This is a genomic window from Streptomyces sp. NPDC041124, assembly GCF_055592385.1.
Map to the genome: position 1 here is coordinate 17,456 of NZ_JBVIYR010000010.1, position 15,277 is coordinate 32,732.

The 15,277-nt window shown below is 72.2% G+C and carries 10 protein-coding genes; 6 read left to right on the plus strand and 4 right to left on the minus strand.

From position 1 onward, the window contains the following. Window positions 1–41: 41 nt before the first annotated feature. Together ACZ6A9_RS25315 and ACZ6A9_RS25320 are read left to right on the plus strand one after the other, a co-directional pair. Window positions 42–2,552 (plus strand): ThuA domain-containing protein, encoded by a 2,511-nt coding sequence (locus ACZ6A9_RS25315; protein ID WP_468989383.1) that lies wholly within the window; start codon window positions 42–44, stop codon window positions 2,550–2,552. Beyond that, the gene (locus ACZ6A9_RS25320; RefSeq protein WP_468989385.1) at window positions 2,549–4,768 is read left to right on the plus strand and encodes an OmpL47-type beta-barrel domain-containing protein; all 2,220 of its coding nucleotides are present in this window, start codon (window positions 2,549–2,551) and stop codon (window positions 4,766–4,768) included. Before ACZ6A9_RS25315 ends, ACZ6A9_RS25320 begins: the two co-directional genes overlap by 4 nt. A 29-nt stretch (window positions 4,769–4,797) precedes the next feature. Here ACZ6A9_RS25320 and ligD read toward each other — a convergent pair whose 3' ends face one another. Continuing rightward, complete coding sequence (ligD, locus tag ACZ6A9_RS25325; protein WP_468989388.1) at window positions 4,798–5,823, minus strand: non-homologous end-joining DNA ligase; 1,026 nt, start codon at window positions 5,821–5,823, stop codon at window positions 4,798–4,800. Between the two features lie 74 nt (window positions 5,824–5,897). Between ligD and ACZ6A9_RS25330 the strand changes: the two genes are divergently transcribed. Then, window positions 5,898–6,965, plus strand: coding sequence for an ATP-dependent DNA ligase (locus ACZ6A9_RS25330; protein WP_468989390.1), 1,068 nt, complete (start codon window positions 5,898–5,900; stop codon window positions 6,963–6,965). A 36-nt stretch (window positions 6,966–7,001) separates the two neighbouring features. On the opposite strand, the gene ACZ6A9_RS25335 is transcribed toward ACZ6A9_RS25330, so the two are convergent. Beyond that, entirely contained in the window at window positions 7,002–8,192 is a 1,191-nt protein-coding gene (locus ACZ6A9_RS25335; protein WP_468989393.1) for a zinc-dependent alcohol dehydrogenase, read from the minus strand. Window positions 8,193–8,447: 255 nt separating this feature from the next. Between ACZ6A9_RS25335 and ACZ6A9_RS25340 the strand changes: the two genes are divergently transcribed. Beyond that, a complete protein-coding gene (locus ACZ6A9_RS25340; protein ID WP_468989395.1) occupies window positions 8,448–9,383 on the plus strand; it encodes a DUF3048 domain-containing protein in 936 nt (311 codons plus the stop codon). Window positions 9,384–9,427: 44 nt separating this feature from the next. Then, window positions 9,428–10,234, plus strand: a complete 807-nt coding sequence (locus ACZ6A9_RS25345; protein ID WP_468989398.1) for a hypothetical protein — start codon at window positions 9,428–9,430, stop codon at window positions 10,232–10,234. 94 nt (window positions 10,235–10,328) lie between these two features. Here the strand turns inward: ACZ6A9_RS25345 and ACZ6A9_RS25350 are convergent, their stop codons facing one another. After that, window positions 10,329–13,004, minus strand: a complete 2,676-nt coding sequence (locus tag ACZ6A9_RS25350) for an ATP-binding protein (protein ID WP_468989401.1) — start codon at window positions 13,002–13,004, stop codon at window positions 10,329–10,331. 462 nt (window positions 13,005–13,466) lie between these two features. On the opposite strand from ACZ6A9_RS25350, the gene ACZ6A9_RS25355 reads away from it, so the two are divergent. After that, the gene (locus tag ACZ6A9_RS25355) at window positions 13,467–14,420 is read left to right on the plus strand and encodes a DUF2510 domain-containing protein (RefSeq protein WP_468989403.1); all 954 of its coding nucleotides are present in this window, start codon (window positions 13,467–13,469) and stop codon (window positions 14,418–14,420) included. Window positions 14,421–14,561: 141 nt separating this feature from the next. Here the strand turns inward: ACZ6A9_RS25355 and ACZ6A9_RS25360 are convergent, their stop codons facing one another. Next, window positions 14,562–15,176 carry a TetR/AcrR family transcriptional regulator gene (locus tag ACZ6A9_RS25360; RefSeq protein ID WP_468989406.1) on the minus strand — a complete coding sequence of 205 codons (615 nt, stop codon included), beginning with the start codon at window positions 15,174–15,176 and terminating at the stop codon, window positions 14,562–14,564. Window positions 15,177–15,277: the final 101 nt, after the last annotated feature.

Below are 15,277 nucleotides of genomic sequence, written 5' to 3' on the forward strand. Positions count from 1 at the left end.
GGGTGGGTGGCCACGTGCGGTCCACATCGCATCAAGAACCCATGCGCTTACGCGGGTTGAGCACGTCAGGCGCCGCGAGCGCGCGAAGGACGAGAACCAGGCGGCGCCTGTGGGCGGCCACCGTGACCGCCGGTGCCGTCACCGCCGGACTGCTGTCGGGTCCCGCCGCCAGCGCGCGTCCGGCCCCGGATCCATCCCCGACAACGATGTCCATCAAGTCGCCCCCGGGCGGCGCCGACGTACGCGTGCTGCTGTTCCACGGGTCGGCCGCCGGCGGTGAGGAGTCACCGCTGGTGAACTCCGGTATCGCGGCGATCGAGAGGATCGGCCTGACCGGCCCGGAGAACCAGCGGTTCTCGGTCACCGCCACCGGCAACGCGTCCGTCTTCACCAACGCCGAGAGACTGGGCCGCTTCAACACCGTCGTCTTCCTGACCGGCGGCGGGGACGTCCTCGACCCGGACCAGGAGGCGGGCCTGGAGGCGTACATGGAGGCCGGCGGCGGCTTCGTCGGGCTGCACGACGCGGCCCGCGCGGAGCCGTACTCGGACTGGTTCACCGGTCTGATCGGCGCCCGGCCCGCCGCCTCGAGCCCCGGCACGGTGCAGCGGGCGACCGTCGAGGTCGGCGACCGCGCCCACCCGGCGACCAAGGGCCTGCCCACGCAGTGGAAGCGGCCCGACAAGTGGCTTAACTGGGTGAAGAACCCCTCCGGCGACGTGCACACGGTCGCCAGGGTGCGCGAGTCGACGTACGCACCCGGCTCGGGCGCCAACGGCTGGGACCACCCCGTCAGCTGGTGCCGCGACTACGACGGCGGCCGCTCCTTCTACACCGGGATGGGCGGCACGGTGTCGTCGTACGACGAGACCGACTTCCGCGAACACCTGCGCGGCGCCCTGCTGTGGACCAACCGTCTCGTGCGGGCCGACTGCAAGGCGACGATCACCGGGAACTACGAGGCGGAGCGGCTCACGCAGCCGAACCAGCCAGGGCAGAACGACCAGATCGGCGAACCTCACGGGCTGGTCACGGCACCCGACGGACGCGTGTTCTTCATCGGCCGGGGCGGAGCGGACGCGTCCCAGCCGGTCGTCACCGACTGGAACGACCCGGACATCGGCAAGGGCGAGGGCGAGATCCACGTCTACGACCCGGAGACCGGGAAGGTCACCCTCGCGGGGGCACTCACCGTCTTCGGCAACAAGGGCGGCGGCGACGAACTGCGGAAGGTGGAGGAGGGGCTGCTCGGCATCGAGCTCGACCCGGGGTTCGAGCGGAACGGATGGGTCTACCTGCACTACACGCCGCACTCGGAGATCGACCGGGACACCCGCATGGCCGACCGCCGGGTCTCCCGCTTCACGCTCGACCACGCCACCGACAAGCTGGACCTCTCCAGCGAGAAGGTGCTGCTGGAGTGGCCCGTACAGATCCACAGTTGCTGCCACGCGGGCGGCGGGATGGCCTGGGACTCCAAGGGCAACCTCTACATCGCCACCGGTGACAACAACTCCAGTGGCTTCAGCGGCGGTTACTCGGGCAACAACCCGGAGCCCCACTACAAGGGCGTGTCCTTCGCGGACGCGCGCCGCACCGCCGGCAACACCAACAACCTCAACGGCAAGATCCTGCGCATCCACCCGGAACCGGACGGCACCTACACCCTTCCCGAGGGCAACCTGTTCACCGGTGAGGAGACCGCCGAGGGCGGCGGGAAGACGCGTGGCGAGATCTACGTGATGGGTGTGCGCAATCCCGCGCGGATCTCCGTCGACCCGAAGACCGACGTGCTCCACGCGGGCTGGGTCGGCCCGGACGCGGGCTCCCCGTCGACCACCTGGGGACCGGCGAAGTACGACACCTTCGCCGTGATCACGAAGGCGTCCAACCGTGGCTGGCCGTACTGCATGGGCAACAACCAGCCCTACCGGGACCGCAACCTGCCCGACCCGTCCGAGCCGCTGGGCTGGTACGACTGCGACGCCCCGAAGAACGAGTCGCCGAACAACGACGGTCTGGTCAACCTGCCGCCGGTCACCGCCAACAACATCTGGTACTCGCCGCAGGGCGGCGCCCCGGACTACCCGCGCGACGCGAACGGCGTTCCGTCGTACGTGCAGGACGAGGCGACCTACCGGCTGCCCTGGCTGAAGGGCGGCGGCCAGGCCGCGATGAACGGGCCGGTCTACCGCTACGACGGCGACAGCGCCAGTACGGTCAAGTGGCCGCGGTACTGGGACGGCAAGTGGTTCGTCGGTGACTTCTACGACGCCGACCAGCCGCGCAACGCGGTGCTGATGGACCCGAAGACGCAAGGGGACGGCGGTCTCCCGGTGCACTCGGAGTCCCTGAAGAAGATCGTGCCGGTCGGCAACGACGGCATCAAGAACCTGATGGGCTGGGAGTTCGGCCCGGACGGCGCGCTGTACGTCCTCGACTACGGCCGCGGCTTCTTCACCTCCGACAGCAAGTCCGCGCTGTGGCGGGTCACCTACACGGGCGGCGGTCCCACCCCGGCCGCCGGTCAGTTGGCGAGGAAGGCCGGATGAAACCAGTGACACGGCAGCGAAGAGTCTGGGCCGGCCTGCTGGCCGCCCTGCTGATGACGCTCGGTCTGCAGGCGACGTCCGCGGCCGGAGACTCCGGGTCCACCGCGGCCGCCGGGGCCGCGGAGCAGGTGCTGACCTGGACCGCCGGCGACAGCATCAGCGCGTACACGTCCGCGCCGGCGACCGCGGTGGCCGGACCGGCGACCATCGTCTTCGAGAACAGCGCGGCCACCGGCAACACCACCGGCATGCCGCACACGCTGACGTTCGTCACCTCCGACCCGGAGTTCAACAACGACGTCCAGCTGAACATCCTGGCCAACCCCGGTGACGCCCAGGGCGGCCGGCACACCGCGGAGGTGACCCTCACCCCGGGCCGGTACTTCTACCACTGCACCATCCCCGGCCACGGCGAGATGCAGGGCATCCTGACGGTGACCGGGGGAGGCGGTGAGGACACCACCGCGCCCGAGGCCTCGGCGAAGGTGACCGGCACGCGGAACTCCGAAGGGGCCTACGTGGGTTCGGCGAGCGTGAGCGTCGAGGCCACCGACTCCGGCTCGGGCGTGGACCGGATCGAGTACGCCGTCGGGGCCGACGGCGCCTGGCAGCCGTACACCGCCCCGGTGGTGATCGACCAGGTCGGCACCCACACGGTGCGCTACCGCGCCCTGGACAAGGCGGGCAACGTCTCGGCGGACAAGAGCGTGCGGTTCGCCGTCGTCGCGCCGCCCACGGACGACACCACCCCGCCGGAGACCTCGGCGACGGTGGACGGCGAGAGGAACGCCGACGGCCACTACATCGACATGGCGACGGTCACCGTCACCGCGTCGGACACCGGATCCGGCGTCAACACCATCGAGTACGCGATCGGGGCGGACGGCGCCTGGCAGGCGTACACCGGTCCGGTGATGGTGCACCAAGCCGGAACGCACACCGTGCGCTACCGCGCGACCGACAAGGCGGGCAACGCGGCGACGGCGAAGAGCGTGGAGTTCACCGTCGTCGCCGCTCCCCCGCAGGACACCACCCCGCCGGTGACGGGCGTGACCGTCACCGGCGTCAGGAACTCCGACGGCGCGTACGTCGGGGACGCCACGGTGACCGTCAGCGCCTCCGACGGACACGACGGTTCCGGCGTGGCCGGCATCGAGTACTCGCTCGACGGCGGGCCGTACCTGGCGTACACCGTGCCCGTGGTCGTCGACCGGGCGGGCCGGCACACCGTGGCCTACCGGGCGAGCGACCGGGCCGGCAACACCTCCGCGGCGCTCACGGCGAGCTTCACGGTGGTGGCCGGCGGCGGGGTGCCCGCGCCCGACTGCCCGGAGCACGACGAGCGGTTGACGGTGATCGTCGGCACGGTCGACTCGGGTGTGCCGAACCGGGTCACCAACAACCGGTGCCGGATCGGCGAGCTGGTCGAGGACGAGAAGCAGTGGACCTCGCAGGCACTGTTCCTGAAGCACGTCACCGGCGTCCTGGACGCGCTGAAGAAGGAAGGGGTCATCGACCAGCGGGAGCGCAAGGCCATCAACCAGGCGGCCAGGCAGTCCGGCATCGGCACGCCCGGCCAGACCGACGGCTACCGCACGATCCTCGACGGCAGCCCGGCGTCGTTCGCCGAGTGGAGCCATGTGGGCGGGGGTTCGTTCGCGCTCAACCCGGACGGGTCCATCACCTCCGGCACCACCAGGGGCGGCCTCGGCATGCTGTGGTTCCCCGAGCGCACGTACGGCGACTTCTCCCTGAAGCTCCAGTGGCGCGACGACGCCCCGGGCACCGGCAACGCCAACTCCGGTGTGTTCGTGCGGTTCCCCCAGGTCCACGACCACCCGGAGGAGTCGCGGCCGGAGTGGGTCGCCATCACGTACGGGCACGAGGTGCAGGTGTTCGACTCGCCCACCGGCGACATGTACAAGACGGGCTCGGTGTACGGCTTCGACCGGGTGGGCCTGGCCGGTGCCGGCGTGACGCAGAAGGGCACCTGGAACGACTACGAGATCCGGGTGGTGGACCAGCACTACGCGGTCTACCGCAACGGAGTGCTGATCAACGAGTTCGACAACACCGGCGGTCAGGACTTCTCCCCGCCGCGCTCGGACGACCCGGGCACGGACGGCAGGCGGTACGCCGCCGGCTACATCGGACTGCAGGTGCACGGCACGTCGGACGTCGTCTCCTACCGGGACGTGCGGATCAAGGACCTGTAGTCCCGCGCCGCTCCGGGTGAGGCACCGGGTCAGGAGGCCGACGGTTTCGGCTTCCTGGCCCGGCTCGGCTGCACCCGGCTGGGCTCCCCCGGCATCTTCGGATACTCGGGCGGGTACGGCAGGTCGCCGAGGCCGTGATCGTGTTCGTCGCGGCGGGCGAGTTCGAGCAGGGGCTCCAGGGAGAACGCGTGATCGTCCATGTCCGCGTGCACGTCGCCGAGTTCGGCGAAGCGCGCGGGCATGGTCGTGAGGTCGAAGTCCTGCGGGTGGGCGACGCCGACCTCCTCCCAGCGCAGGGGCGCCGAGACGGGCGCGTGCGGCCGGGGGCGCACGGAGTAGGCGGAGGCGATGGTGCGGTCGCGGGCGGTCTGGTTGTAGTCGACGAAGATGCGTTCGCCGCGCTCCTCCTTCCACCACTTGATGGTCACCCGCTCCGGCATCCGGCGTTCCAGTTCCCGGCCCACGGCGATGGCCGCGCGGCGGACCTGGGTGAACGTCCAACGCGCTTCGATGGGCACGAAGACGTGGATGCCGCGTCCGCCGGAGGTCTTGGGCCAGCCGCGCAGTCCGCCGAACTCCTCCAGCACGGACCGTAGTTCGTGGGCGGCGCGGGCGGCGTCGTCGTAGTCGGTGCCGGGCTGGGGGTCGAGGTCGATGCGGAGTTCGTCGGGGTGGTCGACGTCGGCGCGGCGCACCGGCCAGGGGTGGAAGACCAGCGTGCCGTACTGGGCCGCCCACACGACGGCCGCCTCCTCGGTGGGGCACATCTCGTCGGCACTGCGGCCGCTGGGGAAGGTGATGTGCGCGGTGGGGATCCAGTCGGGCATGCCCTTGGGCGCCCGCTTCTGGTAGAACCACTCGCCGGTGATCCCGTCCGGGTAGCGCTGCAGGGTGGTGGGTCTGTCGCGCAGGGCACGCAGGATGGCGGGGGCGACGGCCTGGTAGTAGCGGGCGACGTCCAGCTTGGTGTAGCCGCGCTCCGGGAAGAAGACCTTGTCCGGACTGGACAGGCGTACGGTCCGGCCGGCCACCTCGAGTTCCACCGCGTCACCCATGCGAGCCACGGTAGGCGTAGCGCACCTGCCTCGCACACCGGGCGACTGCGGGCGTGTGCGCGCAGAATCGGAGCATGGATCTTCCCGTCATGCCGCCCGTGAAGCCGATGCTCGCCAAGTCGGTGGCGAGGATCCCGCCGGACATGCAGTACGAGGCCAAGTGGGACGGGTTCCGGGCCATCGTGTTCCGCGACGGGGACGAGGTCGAGCTCGGCAGCCGTACCGGCAAGCCGCTGACCAGGTACTTTCCCGAGGTGGTGGCGGCGGTGCGGGAGCGGTTGCCGAAGCGGTGCGTGATGGACGGGGAGATCGTCGTCGCGCGGGAGGGGCATCTGGACTTCGACGCGCTCACCGAGCGGATCCATCCGGCGGACTCGCGGGTGCGGACGCTCGCCGAGCGGACCCCGGCCTCCCTCGTGGCCTTCGACGTGCTGGCGCTGGGGGACGAGTCGCTGCTGGACGTGCCGCTGTCGGACCGGCGGGAGCTGCTGGTGCGGGCGCTGGAGGGGGTCACCCCGCCCGTGCACGTGGCCCCGGCGACGCGGGACGTCGAAGTGGCGCGCGGGTGGTTCGAGCAGTACGAGGGGGCAGGTCTGGACGGGGTGATCGCCAAACCGCTGGACTCGCGTTACCGGCAGGACGAGCGAGCCATGTTCAAGATCAAGCACGAGCGCACGGCGGACGCGGTGGTCGCCGGGTACCGGCTCCACAAGAGCGGCCCGGTGGTGGGTTCGCTGCTGCTGGGCCTGTACGACGAGAGGGGTGCGCTCCAGCACGTGGGCGTGTCCGCCGCCTTCTCCATGAAGCGGCGCGCGGAGCTGATCGAGGAGCTGGCACCGCTCAGGATGGACGAGGTGGCGGGCCATCCGTGGGCGGCCTGGGCGGAGGAGGCGGCGCACGAGACGGCGCGGCTGCCCGGCGCGCCGAGCCGCTGGACGGGGAAGAAGGACCTGTCCTGGGTGCCGCTGAGGCCCGAGCTGGTGGCCGAGGTGGCCTACGACCACATGGAGAACGGGCGGCGCTTCCGGCACACCGCCCGCTTCCGTCGCTGGCGCCCGGACCGGACTCCCGAGAGCTGCACCTTCGCGCAGCTGGAGGAGCCGGTCCGCTACGACCTCGCCGAGATCCTCGGCGGCCCCTGAGTCAGGGCCGCGGCCGGGTCGGGGGCCGCGGCCGGGTCAGGGCTTCAGCACCACCTTGACCGCGCCGTCCTGCTTCTTCTGGAACATCTCGTAGGCGTGCGGTGCCTCGCTCAGCGGAAGGTGGTGGGTGGCGAAGTCGTCGACGCCGAGGGGATCCTCGTCGGTGAGGTAGGGGATGATCTCGTCGCTCCAGCGGCGTACGTTCGCCTGGCCCATGCGCATCTGGATCTGCTTGTCGAACAGGGTGAGCAGGGGCATCGGGTCGGCCATGCCGCCGTAGACGCCGCTGATCGAGATGGTGCCGCCGCGGCGCACCAGATCGATGGCCGTGTAGAGCGCGGCGAGCCGGTCGACGCTGAAGCGTTCCGCCATCGGCCCGCTCAGTTTGCGGGGCAGCAGGGCCGAGGCGTTCTGCACCATGCGGGCCGCCGCGCTGCCGTGCGCCTCGGTGCCCACCGCGTCGATCACGGCGTCGGGTCCGCGGCCGTCGGTCTGGTCGCGGATCGCGGCGACGAGTTCCTTCTCGTCGTCGAAGGAGCGCAGGTCGAAGGTCTCCACGCCCCGCTCCTTGGCCCGGCGCAGCCGCTCCGGGACCAGGTCCACGCCGAACACCCGTCCGGCACCCTGGACCCGGGCGATCCGGCAGGCCATGTCGCCGATGGGGCCGAGCCCGAGCACGGCGACGCTGCCGCCCTTCGGGACACCGGCGTAGGCGACCGCCTGCCAGGCGGTGGGCAGGACGTCGGAGAGGTAGAGGAACCGGTCGTCGGAGGGCCCCTCGGGGACCTTGATCGGTCCGTACTGGGCCTGCGGGACGCGCAGGTACTCGGCCTGGGCGCCCGGGACCGCGCCGTACAGCCGGGTGTAGCCGAACAGCGCAGCGCCCATGCCCTCGGCGCTGACCTGAGTGGTCTCGCACTGGGTGGGGAGTCCGGTCAGGCACATCCAGCAGTTGCCGCAGGCGATCTGGAAGGGGACCACGACCCGGTCTCCGGCCTGGAGGTCCGGTACGGCCGCGCCGACCTCCTCCACGATTCCCATCGGTTCGTGCCCGAGGATGTCTCCCGGTGTCATGAACGGGGTCAGTACCTCGTACAGGTGCAGATCGGATCCGCACAGTCCGCTGGAGGTGACGCGGATGATCGCGTCCGTCGGCTCCTCGATCCGTGGGTCGGGCACGGTCTCCACCCGTACGTCCCGCTTTCCCTGCCAGGTCAGTGCCCTCATGGCCGCCCGCTCCCTCCGTCGTGGCCGGTCCGTCGCTCGTGCGGTGGGCGTCCGGGTACCCGACTGACCTCCGCCGAACCCGGGGTGTGCTGGGCCGATCGGCGGAGGCCGCCGCGCGGGTCCGCGTCCGCTCCGCGCTGGCCAGAGACAATCGGTAAAGCGCACAATCGAGACAGCGGATGACATGAGGCGGGCGCGGTGACGACGGTGGGCACGGTACGAGGAGCACGCCGACGACGCGGTACGGCGGCGGGGATGCTGCTCACCGCCGTGCTGACGGCCGGCCTGGCCGCGAGCTGCACGACGTCGGACAACCCACGCGACGACGGACGGGGAACGACCCGCGAATCGACCGCACAGCCCGGGGAGCAGGACAGCCCGCCACCGCTCGCGGTGAAGATCGACAACGCCCCCGCCGCCCGGCCGCAGACCGGCCTGGACAGCGCCGACGTGGTGTACACCGAGCAGGTCGAGGGCGGCAGCAGCAGGCTGATCGCCGTGTACGCCACCGAACTGCCGGAGTCCGTCGGACCGGTGCGCAGTGCCCGGGAGTCGGACCTGGAGCTGCTGCGCCAGTTCGACCGGCCGCTGCTGGCCTTCTCCGGTGCGCAGAGCAAACTGGAGCCGCTGATCGAGCAGGCGCCACTGGAGACGGTGACACCCGAGTCGGAACCCGAGGCCTACACCCGGGACCCCGGCAGGACCGCGCCCCACAACCTGTATCTGCGTCCGCAGCGGCTCATGGACGACCCACCCGGCGACACCGCCCTGACCACCGGCTTCCGCTTCGGCCCCGCCCCCGCGGACGGCGAGCCCCGCGACGACCTCACGGTGCGCTATCCGGCGGCCCGCTTCACCTTCACCTGGTCCGGCGCCCAGGACCGCTGGCTGGTGTCGATGGACGGCTCCCCGGCACTCACCGCGGAGGGCGAACGGCTGGCACCCGCGACGGTCGTCGTGCAGTACGTGACCGTGCGCCCGTCCGGCTTCCGCGACTTCCTCGGCAACAACACCCCGTACACCGAGACGGTGGGCTCCGGGGAGGCCACCGTGCTGCGCGACGGGCGCGCCTGGGAGGCGGACTGGAAGCGGCCGGCCGCCGAGGACGGCACGTCGTTCACCACCGAATCCGGCGAGCCGCTGAACTTCGCGCGCGGCCAGGTGTGGGTGGTGTACGCGCAGGCGCCCTGAGTCACGCCACGGCGCACGGGTCCGCAACCGGCTAGCCTCAGCCTGTGACCCGCAGCCGCAGACAGGCCGAGCAGCCTCGCCCCGCCGAACTCACTCCCTGCCAGACACTGCTGGACAGCACGGACTGGGCATCGCTCGCCACAGCCTGCGGCACGGGTGAATCCCTGCCGGCGGCGCTGTCACTCCTGACCAGCTCGGACCCGGACATCAGGGAGTCCGCACTCCAGGACGCGCTGGGCCCCGTAACTCACCAGAACAGCATCTACGAGGCCACCGTGCCCGTGGCGCTCTTCGTCGCGGCGATCCTCGACCACCCGGCCATCACGGCAGGCGACTCCAGCCACGACGCCACGGCACCCCCGACCCACCCGACCCTCGTGCGGCTCCTCGGCTGGCTCGGCGACACCGCCTACGACGCCGACGACGAGTGCGTTGCCATGGACGAACGCCAGTACGGGAAGGGATGTCCCGAGGAGTCCACGGCGATGCGTGCGTTCAGGGACGCACGGCCGGCGATCTTCTCCGCTGTTGAAGCACTCCTCGGCCATGACGACGCGGACGTGCGCCATGCCGCTCTGATCGCTGCCATTCCCCTCACAGAGCACCCCCTTCTCGCCCAGCACCAGGCTGATCTGGCCGGCCACGCACGGCGTCTCCTGGCCACCAGTACTCACCGGCGCCATCGCGACCGCGTCCTGGACGCGCTGAAGGCATGGGGTCACGGCACCTGCGGATGGGAGAACGCGTCCGACATCGCAGCCCGCGAGCACTATGCCCGCCTGAGAGCCGCACGCGCTTCCCGGGACGGCAACCGGACAGGCCGCGGCTACAGCGAAGACCCACCGTTCTGACCCAAGGTCCGGAACGCTCCGGGCCAGAAGAGCCTCCTACCCGTCCGGGCGGTGCTCTCGCAGGACATCCACCCACGCCCGGGCTCGACTCAGGTCACTCCGCCGCCAGTTCGGTCCTGGCCCGCTCCGCCAGGCCGTCCGCACCGCAGGAGCGGGCCAGGGCCAGGCCGCGTTCGAGGTCGGGCACGGAGCGGGCGAGGATGCCGTACTCGACGCGGGCCACGGCGTGTTCGTACTGGCAGGGCGAGGCCTCCAGGTAGGTGACCGCCTGAGCGGCGAGGCGGACCGCGCGCTGGCCGGTCTCGAGTGCGGCGGCGAGTCGCAGCGCCTCGCCTATGGCGGTGTCCGTGCCGAGGCGTTCGGCGTGCCGGCGGACGTCGACGGCGAGCCGGGCGGCGCGGGCGGGATCCTCGGTGGCGAGGGCGCGGGCGAGGTCGGATGCGGCGAAGACGTGCACGGGGTGGTGGTGTCCGCGGACGGCCGCCGCCTTCTCCGCCGCCTCCAGTTCGTTGATGCCTTCCTTGGTGTGTCCGGCGGCGAGCAGCAGCCGCCCGCGTACCGAGCGCGGGTCGGGCAGCACGATGGTGGACGGGTAGGGCGGGGTGAAGCCGTGCCGTTCGGCCATCGCCCAGGCCTCGTCGACGTGACCGCGGGCGAGCAGGGTGTCGACGAGGTTGCAGGTGGCCGTCCAGTAGAGGGGGAGTCCGCGGCCGACGCGCTCGGCGTGGCGCAGGGATTCCCGCAGGGAGGCCTCCGCCTCTTCCAGCCGGCCCCGCCTGCGGTGCGCGAGACCGACGTAGGCGTGCGCCAGGACCAGGTGGCCGCCGCTCCAGCCTGCCGTGTCGTAGGCGTGCAGGGCCTCGCTGTAGAGGCTCTCGGCGCGGTCGAGACGGTCGGTGTAGGCGTAGGAGGTCGCCAGCATCAGCAGGAGTTCGACACCCCACTCGGTGTCGGTCCAGCCGAGCCCTGGCGCGAGGCGGCCGTTGACGAGGGCTCGGTCGCAGACCTCGACGACCTCCTCGGCGTTCTCGCCGCGCATCATCGCGTCGAAGCCACGCAGGATCAGCAGCGCCCGTTCGGAGTTGTCGCGGCCCGTGCAGGTGGCGGCGAGCCGGGCGAGGCGCTCGGAGCGGCCGGGGGTGGGGGTCTCGCCGGCGTGGATGCCCTCCCACATGAACCGCACCGCCTGGAGCCGCATGCGGGCGGGACCGGGTTCGAGCCGGGCGGCTTCCGCCTCGACCGTGCGGACGGCCTCCTCCATCTGGTCGTTGTGCAGCAGGGCCTGGGAGAGGCGGATGACGGCGTCGACGCGGCGGCTGCCGTCGAGGCCGGGCATGCCGAGCGCGGTGCGCAGATGGCCGATGGTGCGGGCGGGCGCGGTGAGGAAGGTGGCGCTGCCCAGTTCGTACAGGACGTGCGCGTGGACCTCGGGGCGGGGTGGTTCCTCCAGCGCGCGTTCCAGGCAGCGGCGGGCGGCGTCCGGGGCGCCGACGGCGAGGTGTTCGCGGGCGGCCTCGCGCAGTTGCCAGACGAGTTCCTCGTCGTCGTCCGGGTGCACTTCGAGGAGGTGGCGGGCGGCCGCCGCGGCGCCGCGTCCGGAGTCGGTGACGATCCGGGCGGCGATGCCGTGCATGGCGCGGCGCAGGGCGTCGGGGATGGAGTTGTAGACGGCGGTGGCGATGAGGGGGTGGACGAACTCGAGGTCGCCGGGTCCGGTGCTGTGCGTGGCGGCCGGGTCGGGGGCGGTGAGTATGCGGGCGGTGCGCAGGCGTTCGGCGCAGCGGGCGGCGTCGTCGGGGCCGAGGGTGGCGAGTTCGGCGACCAGGTCGACGGTGATGCCGGTACCGAGGATGGCGGCGGCCCAGGCGAACCGGGTGGCGTCGATGCCGAGTTCTTCCAGACGGGCGACGAGGCCGCCGCCGCGGGCCGAGCGGTTGAGGTCGCGCAGTGCGCCGGCGTGTGCCTCGACGGGTTCGAGTTCGCTGTCCTGGACCTTGGCGAGGAGCTCCACGGTCTCGTAAGGGTTGCCGGCGGTGACGGCCCACACCTCGCGGCAGAACGCGGCGTCGGCACTCTCGCCGAGGGTGGCCCGGGTCAGTCCGGCCGCGGCGTCGGGGGTGAGGGCGCTGAGGGTGGTGACGGGGCGGCCGGCCGCCGCGGCGACGGCGTCCAGGTACCGGGCGCCGGTGCCGGAGATCTCGCCGGGCCGGCGGGCCACGACGACGAGGACGGACAGGTCGGTGAGGCGTTGCGCGAACGCGGCGAGCCAGTACAGGGTTTCCTGGTCGGCCCAGTGGGCGTCGTCGATCAGCAGCACCAGCGGCCAGTCCCGGCGGGCCAGTCGGCGCACGGCGGCCACGAGTCCCTCGCACACTCCCTGCGGGTCGGCGTGCCGGTCGCCGGGGTCGGCTATGCCGAGGGCGGGGCCGGCGATGTCGTACCAGTCGCCGAGGTACTCGCGGGCCTCCTCCGGCAGCATGGACACCAGGGCGGGCTGGAGGAGTTGGCGCAGGACGTTGAAGGGGACCGAGCGCAGGGTCTCGCCGCCGCGGGCGGACCAGACGGTGCAGCCGCGCCGTTCGGCGATGCGCCGGGTCTCCGCCAGCAGCGCGGTCTTGCCGAGCCCCGCCTCGCCCCGGAGCACCAGCAGACCGCCCGGCGAGGAACGGTCGGCGCACAGGATGTCGACGGCCTCCGTGAGGGCGGCGACTTCCTCGTCACGTTCCCAGAGGGAAGCCGAGGAAGCGGCCGGGGGCCGTACCTCCGTCATCCCGCTACCTCCCCGAGTCGCCCGAATGACGTACAGGTCTCGAGCGTAGTCCTCCGTCCGCCCGAGCGGTGCCCGCTCGGCACAGGTGTTGCCGTGACGGGTGACAAGGATCACGACGGGTCGACGCCCCTCATGTCCCATCAGCAGGTCCTCATGGTCAACAGCCGTCAAGGGATGGGGGGATGAGGCCCCCGGGACGGGGGTCGCGCCCGGCCAGGGGAAGTGACGGGGCGCAGGCGCCACCGGGGGGCGGACACCGACGCGCCACCGCACCACCGGGCCCGGGCACCGGTCACCCTGAGCCCCGGTTCCGCAGGCGGCGGCACGCGGCTCCCCGTGCCTGGCGGGGCGCGCAGCCCCCGGTGCGGCCTCGCGCTCCCGTTCGGGCGCGCCCCGGGTGCCGGGGCCGTCGGGGTGGGGCTCTCTCATACGGCTTTCACCGTCGCCTCATACGGTGGGGGCATGACGCAGGTGACTCCTCCCGGGTGGTACCCCGACCCCGGGCAGACGAATGACGGACCGGCCACCGAGCGCTGGTGGGACGGCGCGGCCTGGACGGAGCAGGTCCGGCCGACGGGGTCGGCCGCCGCGTGGGGTCCGCCCGCGCCGGACACGGCGGCGGGGCCGGCGTATCCCGCCTACCCGGTGTATCCCGCCGCGCCGCCGCCCGGACGGGGCCACAAGGTGCGCAACGGCATAGCCGTCGCGGTGGCCGTCGCCGTCCTGGCGAGCATCGGTGCGGGGGTGTACGCGCTGACGGACGACGGCGGCGGGGACGCCGCGACCTCGCAGTCGTCCGGCGGCCGGGACGGTGGGCCGGACGGCGGCCCGGGCGGCGGCGGGGGCGGGGAGTCCGGGCCGGACACGTCCGAGCCGCCGCGGGTGGAGAGCGGGTCGGTGACGGACGCGCTGAGCGGCATCAGTCTGCCCGTCCCCGACGGCTGGTACGGCCAGGAGCTCCAGGTGGGCGCCGCGGTCACGTCGAAGGACTCCTACGACTGCCCCGGCAACACCTCCAAGAGCTGCACCAAGGGCGGTGCGTACTCGGCGCCCGCGCCGGCGCTGGGCAGCCGCGGCTCCACCGCCGAGGAGGTCGCCAAGGCGGACATCGCCGAGAACGCCGAGGAGAGCTACGGCGGGGACGCCTACGGGAAGATCACCTCGCACGACGTGCTGGCGTCCAAGGCGGTGACCGTGGCCGGGCAGAAGGGCTATCTGGTCCGCTGGAAGGCGGTCACCAGCAAGGGCTCCGACGGGTTCGTCCAGTCGCTCGCCTTCCCCTCCCCCGCGCAGGCGAAGCAGATCGTCGTGGTGCGCTTCGGGGTCGACACCGACCAGACGCAGGCCGTCCTCGACGAGATCACCGAGGGGATCGAGGTGGCCTCGGGTCGCGGGGGCAACGGGCAGGACGTCTGACGCCCGGCGTCTCACGACCGGGTGGAGCACCCCTCCGCTCAAGAGGGTGCCCCACCCGGCCGGGCTGCGCGCCGCCCCCGTCCCCACGGTGCGGCGCGGCCGGGCCGCCGTCCGGTCGTGCCGGGAGCGGCGGCCCGAGTCTCATTCGAGGCCGAGTGCCGGCAGTACGGCGGCCTCCACGAAGCGGACCAGATAGTCCGGGTCGGCGTTGCGCTCCTCCAGCAGGGGCCGGACCCGCAGCACGCCGAAAATCTGTGCCGGGACGTACTCCAGCGCCGGGTTCTCCGCGTCGGCCTCGCCGCGTTCGACCCCGCGCCGCAGGATCCGGTCCAGCGCGGCGAGCTCCGGGTCGACCAGTGCCTCACGCAGTGCCCGCGCCAGTTCCCTGTCCCGGGTGACCGCGTGTCCGAGCGCCTGGAGCAGTGCGGTGTCCTTCGGCGACCACTCCGCCGCACACCGGGCAGCCTCCCGCAGGTCCCCGGCGAGGGTGCCGGTGTCGATACGGGCGGTCCGCGCCTGCCGGCTGGATCGCAGGGCCGCGGCGACGAACCGGGGTTTGGTCCGCCACTGCCGGTAGAGCGTCGACTTGCTGCACCGCGTGCTGGCGGCGACGCCCTCCATGGTCACGGCGTCGTAGCCGCGTTCCCGGATCTGGTCCAGCACGGCGTCGAAGAACTCCCGCTCGCGCTCCGGCGTGATCTTGGAGCGCCGCGCGGTGCCGACCGGTGCGGGTCGGTCCACGTCCTGCGACGTCATCGGCTCTCCTCCTTTTCCGGGGTGGGTCCGGCGTCTGCCGGTCCGCCAGCTTACCGGTACGCGAGCGTATCGATACACCGGCGTATCGGTGCGCTGGTGTA

Coding starts and splice junctions, on each gene's coding strand:
- ACZ6A9_RS25315 (WP_468989383.1), top strand. CDS start 42: ATGCGCTTACGCGGGTTGAGCACGTCAGGCGCCGCGAGCGCGCGAAGG.
- ACZ6A9_RS25320 (WP_468989385.1), top strand. CDS start 2,549: ATGAAACCAGTGACACGGCAGCGAAGAGTCTGGGCCGGCCTGCTGGCC.
- ligD (WP_468989388.1), bottom strand. CDS start 5,823: ATGGGTGACGCGGTGGAACTCGAGGTGGCCGGCCGGACCGTACGCCTG.
- ACZ6A9_RS25330 (WP_468989390.1), top strand. CDS start 5,898: ATGGATCTTCCCGTCATGCCGCCCGTGAAGCCGATGCTCGCCAAGTCG.
- ACZ6A9_RS25335 (WP_468989393.1), bottom strand. CDS start 8,192: ATGAGGGCACTGACCTGGCAGGGAAAGCGGGACGTACGGGTGGAGACC.
- ACZ6A9_RS25340 (WP_468989395.1), top strand. CDS start 8,448: ATGCTGCTCACCGCCGTGCTGACGGCCGGCCTGGCCGCGAGCTGCACG.
- ACZ6A9_RS25350 (WP_468989401.1), bottom strand. CDS start 13,004: ATGACGGAGGTACGGCCCCCGGCCGCTTCCTCGGCTTCCCTCTGGGAA.
- ACZ6A9_RS25355 (WP_468989403.1), top strand. CDS start 13,467: ATGACGCAGGTGACTCCTCCCGGGTGGTACCCCGACCCCGGGCAGACG.
- ACZ6A9_RS25360 (WP_468989406.1), bottom strand. CDS start 15,176: ATGACGTCGCAGGACGTGGACCGACCCGCACCGGTCGGCACCGCGCGG.